This is a genomic window from Kitasatospora sp. NPDC001547, from assembly GCF_042894165.1.
Lineage (GTDB): Bacteria > Actinomycetota > Actinomycetes > Streptomycetales > Streptomycetaceae > Kitasatospora.
In genome coordinates, this window is record NZ_JBIAVL010000013.1 from 139,468 (window position 1) to 152,140 (window position 12,673).

At 73.5% G+C, this 12,673-nt stretch carries 15 protein-coding genes; 9 read left to right on the forward strand and 6 right to left on the reverse strand.

Annotation, left to right across the window (positions count from 1 at the left end):
• Window positions 1-92 precede the first annotated feature (92 nt).
• The 3 genes from ACFY0X_RS23685 to ACFY0X_RS23695 form a co-directional block, all read right to left on the reverse strand.
• Window positions 93-293, reverse strand: coding sequence for a DUF397 domain-containing protein (locus tag ACFY0X_RS23685; RefSeq protein ID WP_387757277.1), 201 nt, complete (start codon window positions 291-293; stop codon window positions 93-95).
• Window positions 294-447: 154 nt separating this feature from the next.
• Window positions 448-669: a DUF397 domain-containing protein gene (locus ACFY0X_RS23690; RefSeq protein ID WP_387757279.1), complete on the reverse strand. Its 222-nt coding sequence runs from the start codon at window positions 667-669 to the stop codon at window positions 448-450.
• Window positions 666-1,529, reverse strand: coding sequence for a helix-turn-helix domain-containing protein (locus ACFY0X_RS23695; protein ID WP_387757280.1), 864 nt, complete (start codon window positions 1,527-1,529; stop codon window positions 666-668). Before ACFY0X_RS23695 ends, ACFY0X_RS23690 begins: the two co-directional genes overlap by 4 nt.
• A gap of 294 nt (window positions 1,530-1,823) precedes the next feature.
• On the opposite strand from ACFY0X_RS23695, the gene ACFY0X_RS23700 reads away from it, so the two are divergent.
• The 5 genes from ACFY0X_RS23700 (at window position 1,824) to ACFY0X_RS23720 (ending at window position 3,937) form a co-directional block, all read left to right on the forward strand.
• A complete protein-coding gene (locus tag ACFY0X_RS23700) occupies window positions 1,824-2,192 on the forward strand; it encodes an ATP-binding protein (protein ID WP_387757281.1) in 369 nt (122 codons plus the stop codon).
• Window positions 2,189-2,455: a hypothetical protein gene (locus ACFY0X_RS23705; protein WP_387757282.1), complete on the forward strand. Its 267-nt coding sequence runs from the start codon at window positions 2,189-2,191 to the stop codon at window positions 2,453-2,455. Before ACFY0X_RS23700 ends, ACFY0X_RS23705 begins: the two co-directional genes overlap by 4 nt.
• The gene (locus tag ACFY0X_RS23710) at window positions 2,443-2,595 is read left to right on the forward strand and encodes a hypothetical protein (protein WP_387757284.1); all 153 of its coding nucleotides are present in this window, start codon (window positions 2,443-2,445) and stop codon (window positions 2,593-2,595) included. Before ACFY0X_RS23705 ends, ACFY0X_RS23710 begins: the two co-directional genes overlap by 13 nt.
• A gap of 74 nt (window positions 2,596-2,669) precedes the next feature.
• The gene (locus tag ACFY0X_RS23715; RefSeq protein ID WP_387757286.1) at window positions 2,670-2,804 is read left to right on the forward strand and encodes a hypothetical protein; all 135 of its coding nucleotides are present in this window, start codon (window positions 2,670-2,672) and stop codon (window positions 2,802-2,804) included.
• Window positions 2,801-3,937, forward strand: a complete 1,137-nt coding sequence (locus ACFY0X_RS23720; protein WP_387757287.1) for a methyltransferase domain-containing protein — start codon at window positions 2,801-2,803, stop codon at window positions 3,935-3,937. The genes ACFY0X_RS23715 and ACFY0X_RS23720 overlap by 4 nt, the downstream gene beginning before the upstream one ends.
• Before the next feature lie 71 nt (window positions 3,938-4,008).
• On the opposite strand, the gene ACFY0X_RS23725 is transcribed toward ACFY0X_RS23720, so the two are convergent.
• Complete coding sequence (locus ACFY0X_RS23725) at window positions 4,009-4,353, reverse strand: ArsR/SmtB family transcription factor (protein WP_387757289.1); 345 nt, start codon at window positions 4,351-4,353, stop codon at window positions 4,009-4,011.
• Between the two features lie 100 nt (window positions 4,354-4,453).
• Between ACFY0X_RS23725 and ACFY0X_RS23730 the strand changes: the two genes are divergently transcribed.
• A complete protein-coding gene (locus ACFY0X_RS23730; RefSeq protein WP_387757290.1) occupies window positions 4,454-4,864 on the forward strand; it encodes a tautomerase family protein in 411 nt (136 codons plus the stop codon).
• A gap of 60 nt (window positions 4,865-4,924) precedes the next feature.
• On the opposite strand, the gene ACFY0X_RS23735 is transcribed toward ACFY0X_RS23730, so the two are convergent.
• Complete coding sequence (locus ACFY0X_RS23735) at window positions 4,925-5,575, reverse strand: MOSC domain-containing protein (protein WP_387757292.1); 651 nt, start codon at window positions 5,573-5,575, stop codon at window positions 4,925-4,927.
• A gap of 162 nt (window positions 5,576-5,737) precedes the next feature.
• Window positions 5,738-6,199, reverse strand: coding sequence for a pyridoxamine 5'-phosphate oxidase family protein (locus ACFY0X_RS23740; RefSeq protein WP_387757294.1), 462 nt, complete (start codon window positions 6,197-6,199; stop codon window positions 5,738-5,740).
• 262 nt (window positions 6,200-6,461) lie between these two features.
• On the opposite strand from ACFY0X_RS23740, the gene ACFY0X_RS23745 reads away from it, so the two are divergent.
• The 3 genes from ACFY0X_RS23745 to ACFY0X_RS23755 are packed head-to-tail and all read left to right on the forward strand — an operon-like array spanning window position 6,462 to window position 12,621.
• Entirely contained in the window at window positions 6,462-9,761 is a 3,300-nt protein-coding gene (locus tag ACFY0X_RS23745; RefSeq protein ID WP_387757296.1) for a hypothetical protein, read from the forward strand.
• A complete protein-coding gene (locus ACFY0X_RS23750) occupies window positions 9,758-10,468 on the forward strand; it encodes a DUF4255 domain-containing protein (RefSeq protein WP_387757297.1) in 711 nt (236 codons plus the stop codon). Before ACFY0X_RS23745 ends, ACFY0X_RS23750 begins: the two co-directional genes overlap by 4 nt.
• The gene (locus ACFY0X_RS23755) at window positions 10,465-12,621 is read left to right on the forward strand and encodes an ATP-binding protein (RefSeq protein WP_387757298.1); all 2,157 of its coding nucleotides are present in this window, start codon (window positions 10,465-10,467) and stop codon (window positions 12,619-12,621) included. Before ACFY0X_RS23750 ends, ACFY0X_RS23755 begins: the two co-directional genes overlap by 4 nt.
• Window positions 12,622-12,673: the final 52 nt, after the last annotated feature.

Below are 12,673 nucleotides of genomic sequence, written 5' to 3' on the forward strand. Positions count from 1 at the left end.
CGGGGGGCCGCCAAAATTTGGGGCACGTATCGGATGGGGGCGGGGGGCCCCCCCCGGGGCGGGGCCCCCCACCGCTGTGCACGGGGGAGCGCTCAGAGGAGATCGAAGTCGAACTCCCCGGCGGCGACGGCGGCGATGAAGGCGGAGTGGGCCGCCCGGTCGAAGGCCAGGGCCGGGCCGGAAGGGTCCTTCGAGTCGCGGATGTACGAGACCGGCCCGCTGGGCATGGCAACCTCGACACAGTTCTGGTTGCCACCGCTGTAGCTCGATTTCCTGAAGGCCGGCTGGGTCACTTGATCCTGTCTCCCTGTGCGGTGGTGGAGGTGAGTAAGGAGTCGACGGAGAGGCTTCAGTCGTGGGCTACTCCATGCGGCGCGGCCTGATATAGGGGAAAGGAAGCGGGAAGCGGTGCCTCGCCGGGCCGGGCGAGGCACCGCTCGGGAGCCGCTAGAGGAGTCCGAAGTCGAATTCCCCGGCGGCGACGGCGGCGATGAAGGCGGAGTGGGCCGCCCGGTCGAAGGCCAGGGCCGGGCCGGAAGGGTCCTTCGAGTCGCGGACGTGGGAGATGGGCTCACCCAGGGCGAACTCAACGCAGTTCGTGGACTCGTTGCTGTGTGATGATTTGCGCCAGACTGCGGCGATGGCGCCTGCGTTCGGAATGAACGTCATGTGAGCTTGTCTCTCTGTTCGATGATCAGGGTGAGGGAGTCGTCGAGGCCCAGAGCATCCGCTCGGATGGCGTCGAACTTCGCCGTGTACAGCGCCACATCGGCAGCGTCCTCGACCCAGAGGTCGTTCAACGCGCCCTCTACGAGGACGACGTCGAGATCCTGCCGTTGCGGAAATCCGAGGATGGAGAAGGCGCCGCCCATGCCATGGTGTGCGGGCGCACCGATGGGCATCACCTGGATCTTGACGTTGGGTTGAGTCGCTCGGTCGGCGATCCGCGCGAGCTGCTCGGCCATGAGCTTCGGCCCGCCGACTCCGGACCGGATGGCGGCTTCGTGTATCACTGCCCATAGCGTCAGCGGTTCTGACCTGGTCAGTGCGCTCTGGCGTGCCATGCGGACGTCGACCAGGGCCTCGACGTTGACTCCGGGGCGGAGGGTGAGCTTCTTGATGATCTCGCGCGCGTAGGCGGGAGTCTGGAGAAGCCCCGGAATGAAGAAACCTTCGTAGGAGCGCATCGTTGAGGCGCTCGCTTCCAAGGAGATGAGGTCGCCGAGCGGCTCTCCGATGTGAGCGCTGTAGCTCTGCCACCACATGCCGCGCTGCGATCCTCGTTTGGCCAGATCCACGAGCGCGTTGATCAACTCGTGGTCCTCGCAGCGGTAGAGGGCGAGGAGTCGCCTGACGTCATCGACCTTGGTGGCGCCCCTGCCGTTCTCGATGCGGGACAGCTTTGGCTGACTCATCCCGCTCAGCGCTTCGGTGACTTCCTCGTGCGAGAGGCCGGCTTCCTCTCTCCTGCGGCGCAGCTCGGCCCCGAGTTGCCTGCGTCGAACCGTCGGACCAGTTGCTCCGGCCATCCCCGCCCTCTCTGAGCTTCAGTGGACCAGTCTGCCTCGCCAGTGGGCGCGTTCGCCACCGGCGACGGCCACTGTAGGGATCGGCTGGGCGTCTGGTTTGAATATATCCAAAATCACATGACGAGTTGCCAAAGATGGATCGCTGGCCTCATGCTGTCTGTGACGAGCTGCTCACAGTCGGCAATCGTCAAACGCTGTGTTGTGTTCTCACGTCACGATCCTGCTCCGAGTCGACTCTCCTGACTGAGCATCAATCGCTTGGAGCTGTCTCTCGAATCTCACGGAGGTTTCTTCGTGTCTCCCCTTGGTCTCCCCCCTGACTGGTCGGCTGCGCGCGAGGAGTTGCGCGAGGCCACGGCGCGCGCCGGGTGGAAGCCCGACCTGGTCGCCGATGCCGAGGTCGCGCTCCTCGAACTCTTCGTCAATGCCTGGCGTCACGGCGGCAGTGCGGCGCCGATCGTCGTCATCGCGCTGATCGACCACGTCCTTCGGGTCTCCGTCAGCGACGGGAGCCCCATCCTCCCGATCCAGCGCGACGGTTCCGACCTCCTCGCGGTCTCCGGCCGGGGCCTGCGCCTCGTCCGCTCCCTCACCGACCGCTTCGGCACGGAGCCCCGGAAGTCCGGGAAGTCCTGCTGGTTCGAGCTGGACTCGGCCGCGTGACCGCCGACCACCGCTGCCCGACCGGGCCGGCCGATCCGGTCATGCGCACGTACACCGAGCCGGAGGTGGCCTCCCTCCTCGCCGAACTCCACGAGCGCGGCCGCAAGTTCGGCCTTCTCTGGCCCGCCCTGGCCACGGACCGGGTGGTCGACGGCCGCGTCCTGGTCCGCTTCGGCGCCGCTCCGGCGAGCACCGTGCTCAACCTCCTCGCGATCCTCCGCCACTACGGCTACGAGAAGGCCGGGGTCCCGTGCGACTCCTGATCGGCTTCGCCCTTCCCCTCCTCCTGCTCCTCGCCATCGCCGTCGTCGGCCTCGGCGCGGCCGCCGTCCTGCGGATGCCCCACCGCCCGGACCTCGCCGCCGCCCCCGATCGGAACCGCGACCGCCCACCCGCCTCCTGAGGCCCCGCACAGGAAGTCGGCCCAGCCGACTTCCTGCTCCCACCGAAGTACCGAACCAAGAGAGGTCCTTGTCCATGGGTGACGAGAACAAGGGCGGCCCGAACGACGGCAGGAGCCCCGGGCACGCCAAGCCCGGCGGATCGTCGATCGGCCCGAAGCCGTCGTCGGACAGCCAGAAGCCCGCCCCGGACCCGAAGCACAAGAAGTGAGCCCCGACGAGCGCCGGGCCGCGCTGGTGGCCGCGCTGACCGAGAAGGGGTCCCTGTCGCCGGACTGGGCCCCGTCCGTGGCGGCCGTCCCGCGCCACGCGTTCCTCCCGGAAACCATCTGGGCGGACGAGGGAGGCGGCGACGCCGAGTGCACCCGCTCCGAGGAGCCCGAACGGTGGCTGCGGCTCGCCTACAGCGATCTGCCGATCACCACGCAGTGGGACGACGGAGCCGACGACGGGACCCGCAGCACGCCCACGTCGTCGGCGTCGATGCCCACGGTGGTCGTCGAGATGCTGGCCGACCTGGGCGCGGAACCCGGTCACCGGGTGCTGGAGATCGGCACAGGTACCGGGTACAACGCGGCACTGCTGTCTCATCGCCTGGGCGCCGAGATGGTGTCCACCGTCGAGGTGGACGCCCGGGTCTCCGCCCGGGCGCGCACCGCACTTCGCGGTGCCGGCTACACGCCCGAGGTCGTGTGCGGGGACGGATCGCTCGGGTGGGGCGTGCGCGCTCCGTACGACCGGATCGTCTCCACCGTGTCGGTGCGGCACATCCCGCCCGCCTGGCTGATCCAGACCCGGCCGGGCGGGGTGATCGTCAGCCCCGTCTCGCCACTGCTGGGCGGCGGGGCGGTGGTCCGCCTCAGGGTGGACGGCGAGGGGACGGGAAGCGGCCGGTTCACCCGCTCGTCGGCGTTCATGATGCTGCGACAGCAGCGCTACGAGGGTGCCCCGGTGGACGACTACCTGCCGGGGGAGTGGCCGGGGGACTCCGGGCGGTCCTGGACGGAGCTCGACCCCGAGGCTATCGGGGACGACTGGTTGGCGCAGTTCGCCTGTGCCCTCGCCCTGCCGGACGTGTACTACCGGCGCAACGGCTTCGGCGAGGGCTGGACGTGGTGGCTGTTCGACACGGCCGTCACCTCCTGGGCGACCGTGGACTCCGTGCCCGGGCAATCCTGGTTCGAGGTCCGGCAGTCCGGGCCGCGCCGGCTCTGGGACGAGGTGGAGGGCGCCTACCGCCGGTGGGAGTCCGCCGGGCGCCCCGGGTACGAGCGGTACGGGCTCACGGTGACCCCGGCCGGCCAGACGGCCTGGCTGGACGAGCCCGGCAACCTCCTGAAGTGACGGCTGGGAGCAGGGCGTGCACGAGAAGTCGGCCCGGCCGACTTCTCGTGCGGCATCGGCGGTCCCTCGGGCTACCGCGCGGGACCGCCGCGGTCCGTCGCGGAATCGGCCAGCACCAGGTCGAGGAGACCGGGGAAGCGCCGGTCGAACTCGGGGCGGCGGAGCCGGTTGAGCCGGCGTGGTCCCTCGTCGCGCTGCTCGACGAGGCCGGCGGCGCGCAGCACGGTGAAGTGGTGACTGCGGGTCGCCTTGGACACCGGAAGGTCGAACGTGCCGCAGGCGCGGGTCCAGTCGGGGGCGCCGGCCAACTCCCTGAGGATGGTGCGTCGTACGGGGTCGCCGACCGCGTCGAGCGCCTCCTGGAGCGACACCTCGGCCGGATGGGTGTGGATGAGGCCGCGGGTGCGGGCGGACATGGGCCGGTCCTCTGCTGAGTGTTCGTCAGTCGTCGTACACTGGTGTGGTCGATGTTCATCGAACACTGTAGTCGGGTCCTCCCGGAAAGCGAGCGTTCCCATGCCTCTGGTCCGCATCGACCTGTCCACCGACCGGCCGCCCGCCGTCCGACGCGCGATCGCCGACGCCGTGCACCAGGCCCTCGTCGACGCCGTCGGCATCCCGGCCGATGACCGCTTCCAGATCGTCACCCCGCACGATCCCGAGGAGCTGGTCTTCGACCCGAACTACCTCGACGTGGCCCGCCGGGACGTCGTCTGCGTCCAGATCACCCTGGTGGCGGGTCGGCCCCGGGAGCTCAAGCTCGACCTGTACCGGCGGCTCGCGGCCAATCTGGCCGAGGCCGGCGTGCGGCCCGAGGACGTGTTCGTCACGCTCACCGAGAACGCCCTCGACGACTGGTCGGTGGGCAACGGCAGGGCGCAACTGGTCGAGCTGGGGGCCGTGGCGGGAGCGCCCGTCGAGCCGTGACCGGGCGCATCACGCCCCGTTCCCCGACTGCCGGTCCGCGCGGGCGGAAGGATCGATCCGCTACGAGTCCGTGCGCCTGCGGGCCAGTTCCCTGATTTCCTCGGGCAGCGCGTCGGCGACCAGCAGCCGCGGCAGGAGGTCCGGTTCGAGTGTCGTCGCGCGGAACACGAGGGCGACGGTCACGTCGTGGTCGGGCCGGTGCACGATCTCGACGGGGTCGGAAGCCCGGATGTCTCCCGGCTCGATCACGCGCAGATAGGCGCCCGGCACCGCGGCTCGGGTGAACCGCTTGATCCACCCCTCCCGCTCCAGCCATCCCTGGAACGTCGCACACGGGATCCGCGCGCAGGACACCTCCAGGACCACGTCCGGCCCGATGCGCCAACGCTCGCCGATCAGGGCGCCGTTGACGTCGAGGCCGAGGGTCGTGAGGTTCTCCCCGAAGACGCCGTTGGCCAGCGGCCTGCCCAGCTCGGCCTCCCACCCGTCGAGATCCTCGCGGGCGTAGGCGTAGAGGGCCTGATCCGGCCCGCCGTGGTGCATCACGTCGTGGACGCGGTCGCCTACGAGACCGACCTCGCCGGTGCCCTTGGGCCCGGGGGCGATGACGGCGACCGGACCGTCGACGGGCCGCTTGTCGATGCCCGTCGCACGGAGGCCCTTCCACGGGTTGGGCCGGGGCCTGCCGACATTGACGGAGAGCAGTTCCATGCGCGCGACGATACGGACCTCCGCGTGCCGGGGCGACCGGTTTCCCCGCCGACCCGCGGAACCGGTCCGCGGAACCGGTCCGCCGGGACGGGGAGCGGGGAGCGGGGGGCGTTCGGAGGCACCGGCCTCGCCCCTCCCGCCCCCGTCGCGACGGGCGTCCGTTCAGTCCAGCCACGCCCCGTCGCGCATGATGACCCTGCCGCGCAGCTCCGGCTCGCCGCGCCAGGCGCGTACGGTCGCCGGCACCACGCGCACGTACAGGAAGGAACCCTCCTGCGCGCGCGGGTCCCACCCGAACCTGGCGGCGAACGCCTCCGCCGCGTCTTCGGGCACGTCCTGGTCCGGGAAGCATTCCGCCTCGCCCTGGAGGAGCACCACGTCGAAGGTGTCGGGCAGCGCCAGACGCACGCGCGGCTCCACGCGGAGGTTCCGCGCAGTCGGGGAAGCGGCGCTGGTGCACATCCACACCGCTCGCCCGTCCCACCGGAACCACAGCGGCACCTGGTGCGGCCCGTGATCGGGATGCGCCGTCGACACCCAGACGTCCCGCTCGGTGACGAGCCGTTCGAGCGTGTCGCGCCTGCGTTCCGCCGCCGGGCGGAGACCGTTCCCCGTGTTCTGCACGAATGCCGACGATAGACAGCCTGTTCAAGGTGCGCATGGGGCGGTGGACCTACGCCCGGCGGCCGAGGAACCCCTCCGCCGCCAGGCCGGGAAACCGTCTCCGACGGCGTCGCGCGGGAAGTCGGCCCGGCCGACTTCCCGCGCGAGGGGCGGGCGGTCTGCCCTTTGGGGACACCGGTTGCTTCCCCCGCCGAGGGTGTCCGGGCTCTCCCGCCGGGCCGCCGGGGCGGGGACACTGCGGGGGAGACCGCCCCTGCAACCTGTGAGGTCGAGCGTGATCGGCGCCTCCGCCACCCCCCGCTCCGTCCGGCGGCCGGCCCGAGCCGCCGTCGCGGTGCTGCTCGCGTTCGCGGCGGCCCTGGTGACCCTGACCGGCGCCGCCCCCGGCGGGCCGGGCAGCGCGGCCCCGGTGGCCGCCGTCGACCCGGCGGCCGGACGGATCGTCTACGCCGGCACCAACCACCGCGGCCTCGGCAAGGTGACCGGCACGGAGTCCAGCACCCCGCTGTTCGGGCCCGGCCCGGTCCACTTCGACCGCGACCCCTCGGCCCGCGGCGACGAACTGGTCTTCACCAGCCTGCGCGACGGGCCGCTGCCCCAGGTCTACCTGCGCGACGCGGCCGGCGCCGTGCACCGGCTCACCACCGGCATGGACACCTCCCACCCCGCCCTCGCCCCGGACGGCAAGGGCGTCGTCTTCGAGGCGCTGGAGGACCGCGGCGGCGACAGCAAGCCCCAGCACGTGCTGTGGGCCGTCAACCGGGACGGCAGCGGACTGCGCCGGATCACCGAGGGCGCCGCCGACGAGACCCACCCGACGGTCTCGCCCGACGGCAAGTGGATCGCGTACTCCTGCGACGGCGAACCGGACCACCGTCAGATCTACCTGCGGCCGTTCGAAGGCGGCGCACCGGTGAAGGTCACCAACGTGACCGACGGGGACGCGGTCGACCCGACCTGGAACCCGGTGAACGACGACGCCCACCGCAACGAGATCGTCTACACCTGGGACCGGCGCGACCAGGGCCGGACCCTGATGCTCACCTCGCCCACCGGCGGCGACAAGGCGTTCTTCCCCGGCACCGGCTCCACCTGGAAGACCGGCTCCGCCGCGTGGATGGCCGACGGCAGCGGCGTGCTCTTCCTCAGCGCCGACCTGCTCGACCCCAACAACCCGAGCCCGCAGCCCGACCCGGCCCAGCCGCCGGTGGTGAACCTCTACCGCGCGCTGACCTGCAACTGCGACGCGCCCCGTCTGCTCTACCGCACCAACCGGTTGATCGCCACACCGGCCTGGCTGGGCACCCAGAACGAGGGCGGCCCCGTCGTCGAGCAGACCAGCGCCTCCGGCGCCAACGTCGCCGACGTGCAGGACATGCGCCCCGACGGGTCCGACCCGCGCGACCTCGGCATCAGCGTGCTCCGCGAGGACCCGGCCGCCGACAGCAACGCCAGCACCGACCCGGCCGCCGACCCGCTGTTCCACCCACGCCCCGGCTTCGACCCGTGGTACGAGCGCCAGACCTACACCCCCGACGGCCGGCAGATCGTGGTGACCCGCTACGAGGACGGGCCCGCCGGGCGGATCCAGCGGATCTGGCTCGCCGACGCCGACGGGGCGAACCCGCACCCCATGGACCTCGCCGGGCGCGGCCGGAACGACCGGGACACCGACCCGTCCCTCTCCCCGGACGGCCGGCTGATCGTGTTCAGCCGCAGCACCCCGGCCACCGGCGGGCAGCCGGCCCGGCCCGGGCGCGTCCTGATCGCCGAGGTGGCCACCGGGAGGATCGTCGGCACCGTCCGGCCGCCGGCCGGTCAGTCGGACGCCTCCGACGGCCAGCCGTTCTGGTCCCCCGACGGAAAGCTGATCGCCTTCTCCCGGACGGCCGTGGTCGACGGCAACGCCGGCAACCTGCACGTCTGGACCGTCGCCGCCGACGACCTCACCCGGCAGAGCGACCTCAGCCGGACGGCCTGCCCGGGCAGCTGCGACGTCATCGACGACAGCCCCGCCTTCGCCCCCGACGGCCGTCGCATCGCCTTCAACCGCAAGGCCGGTGACGGCGGGAACAACCACCAGGACGGCGTGGTGGTCACCACCCCGACCGGCGCCGACTGCACGGTGATCGTGCCCGCCGGGCTCGGCCAGGGCGCCTGCACCCGGCCGCTGCCCGAACGCCCCACCAGCGGGCCCTTCCAGCCCCGCGACGTCGCCTGGACGGCGAACAGCGCCCAGCTGCTGATGACCTCCCGCCGGGCCGCCCCGCCGAGCTCACCGGAGGGCATCAAGGTCTACGACTTCGCGACCGCCAAGCTCACCGAGCTCGACTGGCGGCTGCCGGGCCGCCAGAAGGAGCCGGCCGTCCAGCAGTCCGTCGACCTGGCGGTCAGCGTGCCCGAACGGACCCCGGCCGTCCCCGTCGACGGCAGCACCGACGTGACGGTCACCGTCACCAACAAGGGCCCCGCACCCTCGCCCGGCACCGCCCTCACCGTCTCGGTGCCGAACGGCGCCCGGCTCGGCAGGCTGACCACCCCGACCGGATCGTGCGACGCCGCGGCGCTGCGCTGCGAACTCGGCACCATGGCACCGCGCGCGGTGATCCGGATCACGGCCACCCTGATCGGCACCCGGCCCGGCTACCCGGACTTCGGCTGGAGCGTCACCGGGACGGTCGTCGACCCGAACCCCGACGACGACTCCGCCCGGACCTTCCTGCCGGTGCTGGAGCCGTCGACCCCCTCGCCGACGCCCACCCCGTCACCGACCGCCACGCCGTCACCGACCCCGACCCCGACACCGACGCCCACCCCCACACCCACACCCACACCCACACCCACCGTGACGCCCACCACCGCGACGCCCACCCCCGCACCGCCGCCGCCACCGCCCCCGGCGCCCGCACCCCCGCCGCAGGCCGGCCCCGGCGTCACGGTCGACGCCCAGCCGAACCCCGGCTACGTCGGCGGCCACGTGACCGTCAGCTACACGGTGCGCAACACCGGCCAGGCCCTCGCCACCGGCCTGCGCCTCACCCTCGGCCTGCCCGCCGGAGTGCCCACCGGGGCCCTGCCCCCCGGCTGCCGCAACGGCACCTGCACCGTGAGCGACCTGGCCCCCGGCCGCAGCGCGGTGATCCGGGTGGTGCTCTCGCCCGTGGCGGCGCTGGACACCGTCGTCACCGCCGAGCTGACCACCACCGGCACCGACGCCGCCCCGGGACCGCACCGGGCGAGCACCCCGCTGCGCATCCTCCAGCCCCGCATCGTCGCGGTGCCGCCGATCGGCAAGCCCGGCTTCGTGACCTCCGTACGCGGGGTGGACTTCCCGCCCGGCGCGCCGGTCCGCTTCACCTGGCAGCCCGGCATCACCGCCGCCGCCGCGCCCACCCGCCCGAAGGCCGACGGGACCTTCGCCGGGCAGCTGCTCATCCTCCCCAAGGACGAGACGGGCCCGCGCACCATCACCGCCGAGGGCCCCGGATTCTCCCCGGTGACCTGCCCCTTCCTCGTCGTCGAGGGCAGCATCGGCCCGCCTGGGGAGGTGGAGCGGCGGTGATCCACGAAGTCGACGAGGCACTGCGGCGACTGCTCACCGGGACCGGCCTGACCGAGCGCGGGATCGAGGTGGTCTTCGACGCCCCCACCCGGGACTTCGCCGCCCGCCGCAACGCGCCCACGGTCAGCGTCTTCCTCTACGGGCTCCGCGAGGACACCGGCCGCCGGCAGAGCGGCACCGTCGCGGAGTACGACGCGGACGGCATGGTGACCGGCCGGCGCCCGGCGCCCCGCTGGTTCGAACTGGCCTACCTGGTCACCGCCTGGACCAACCGGCCGCAGGACGAACACCGGCTGCTGGCCGAGGTGCTGCAGTGCCTCACCGCCACCGACACGCTGCCCGCCGGGCTGCTCACCGGCTCGCTCGCCGAGCTCGGACTGACCGTCGCGCTGGACATCGCGGGGCAGGACACCGGCCTGCCGTCGGTCTCCGACGTCTGGTCCTCGCTCGGCGGGGAGCTGCGGCCGTCGGTCGACCTCCGGGTGCTCGCCCCGCTGCCCGGCGAGCGTGCCCCCGCCGGACCGCCGGTCACCGAGGGGCTGGTGCTGCACGCCGGCGACACCACCCGGGACAACTTGCCGTCCGCCGACGGCCCGGGCCGCCGACTGCGCTACCAGGGCACCGCCGACCCCGGGCCGGACGGCTTCGCCGCGCCCCGGGAACGCGGGCTGCCGCCCGGCCGCCGGCCCCGGGGCAGGGCGCGATGACCCTGGACCTCGACCAGGCGGTGAACGGTGCCCCGCCGAGCCCCGACCAGGCGGTGAACGGTGCCCCGCCGAGTTCCGACCACCTCTGGGAGCGGCTGCGGCGGGTCGAACAGCGGGTCCGCGAGGCGGTGCGCGAACGCCGGGCCGACGACCCCGACCCGGACGACCCGTACCGCGGCCAGTACCTCGGGCCGGAGGCCGTGGACCGCATCCTGGCGGCCGCCGCTACGGCGCACCGCGGGACCGCGGACCCCGGCGACGGCCCCGCGCCGCCGCCCGGCTCCCGGCTCGGGCGGCTCAGCGCCGCCTTCGGGCTGCTCCCGCTGGACCTCGACCTGCTGCTGGTGGCGCTCGCCCCCGACCTCGACCCCCGCTTCGAACAGCTCTACGGCTACCTCAACGACGACCTGACCCGCCGCCGGGCGACCGTCGGCCTCGCCCTGGAACTGTGCGGACAGCCGGGGGCCGGCGCCGGGCGCTTCCGCTTCTCCACCCGGGCCCCGCTGATCGCCGGCGGCCTGCTGGAGGTCACCGAGCCGGACCGCCCGCTGCTCTCCCGGACCCTGCGGGTCCCGGACCGGGTGACGGCCCATCTGCTCGGCGACGACGAGCCGGACGGCGCGCTCGCCGGGCTGGCCCACCGCGCCGAACCCGGCCCCCGGCGGCCGGACCAGCGGCGGCCCGATCCGGGGCGGACCGATCCGACGCGGCCCGACGAGCGGGAGGCCGACGAGCGGCTGCGCGCGCTGGTCGCCGTCGGCGGCCTGGTGCACCTGCTGGACCGCGGCGGGCACGCCGGCGCGCTCGCGGTGGCAGCCCTCGGGGCCGACGGCCCGCCGCCCCTGGTGGTCGACCCCGCCGCGCTCGCCGCCCGCCCGCCGGAGGGCACCGTACGGGTGCTCGCCCGCGAGGCGCGGCTGGGCGGGGGCGGCGTGGTGCTCGGCCCGCTGGACCGGCTCCAGCCCGAACGGCCGGAGCGGGCCGCGCTGTTGCGCGAGCTGTGCGCGGAACTCGCCGACGTCCCGCTGGTCGTGCACGGCCCGCAGGTGTGGGACCCGGCCTGGGCGGCGCAGAGCCCGGTGGTGGTCACCGTCCCGCCGCCGGACGCCGGCGAGCGCGCCGAGCAGTGGGCCCGCGCGCTGAACGAGGAGCTGAGCGAGGAACTCGCCGAGGGGGTGGCCGCCTACCGGCTGGACCAGGACCAGCTGGCGCGGGCCGCCTCGGTGGCGGCCCGGACGGCGGCCGCCGAGCGGCGCCCGGTGCGGGCGGAGGACCTGCGGACGGCGGTGCGCGCGCAGAACGCCGCCGGCCTGGCCCGGCTCGCCCGCCGGATCGAGCCCGCGGTCGGCTGGTCCGACCTGGTGCTGCCCGCCCCCACCGCCGGCCGGCTGCGCGAACTCGTGCTGCGGGCCCGCCACCGCGACCAGGTCCTCGGGCGCTGGCGGATGCGCCCGGGCGGCGGCCGGGGGAACGCGGTGATCGCCCTGTTCGCCGGGGAGTCCGGCACCGGCAAGACCATGTCGGCCGAGGTGGTCGCCGCCGAACTCGGCATGGAGCTGTACGTGGTGGACCTCTCCACCGTGGTGGACAAGTACATCGGCGAGACCGAGAAGAACCTGGAACGGATCTTCACCGAGGCCGCCCAGGTGAACGGCGTCCTGCTGTTCGACGAGGCGGACGCGCTGTTCGGCAAGCGCTCCGAGGTCAAGGACGCCCACGACCGGCACGCCAACGTGGAGACGGCCTACCTGCTCCAGCGGATGGAGTCCTTCGACGGGATCGCCGTGCTGACGTCCAATCTGCGGGCCAACCTCGACGAGGCGTTCACCCGGCGGCTGGACGTCATCGCGGAGTTCCCGCTGCCGGACGAGGAGCAGCGGCGCCTGCTGTGGGACCGCTGCCTGGGGCCGCTGGTGCCCCGTGGCGACGACCTCGACCTGGACTTCTGCGCCCGGAACTTCGAGCTCGCCGGCGGCTCCATCCGGGCCTGCGCGGTCTCCGCGGCCTACCTGGCCGCCGGGGAGGGCACCCCGCTGGGCATGGCGCAGCTGGTCGCCGCGGTGGTCGGCGAGTACCGCAAGCTCGGGCGGCTGGTGCTGGCCAACGAGTTCGGGCCCTGGCTGGGCGTCCTCGGGGACGCCGGGCACGGCTGAGCGCTCCCGGGGCCGCCGGGGCCTCCAGGACGCCGGAGGCTCCCGGGACGGT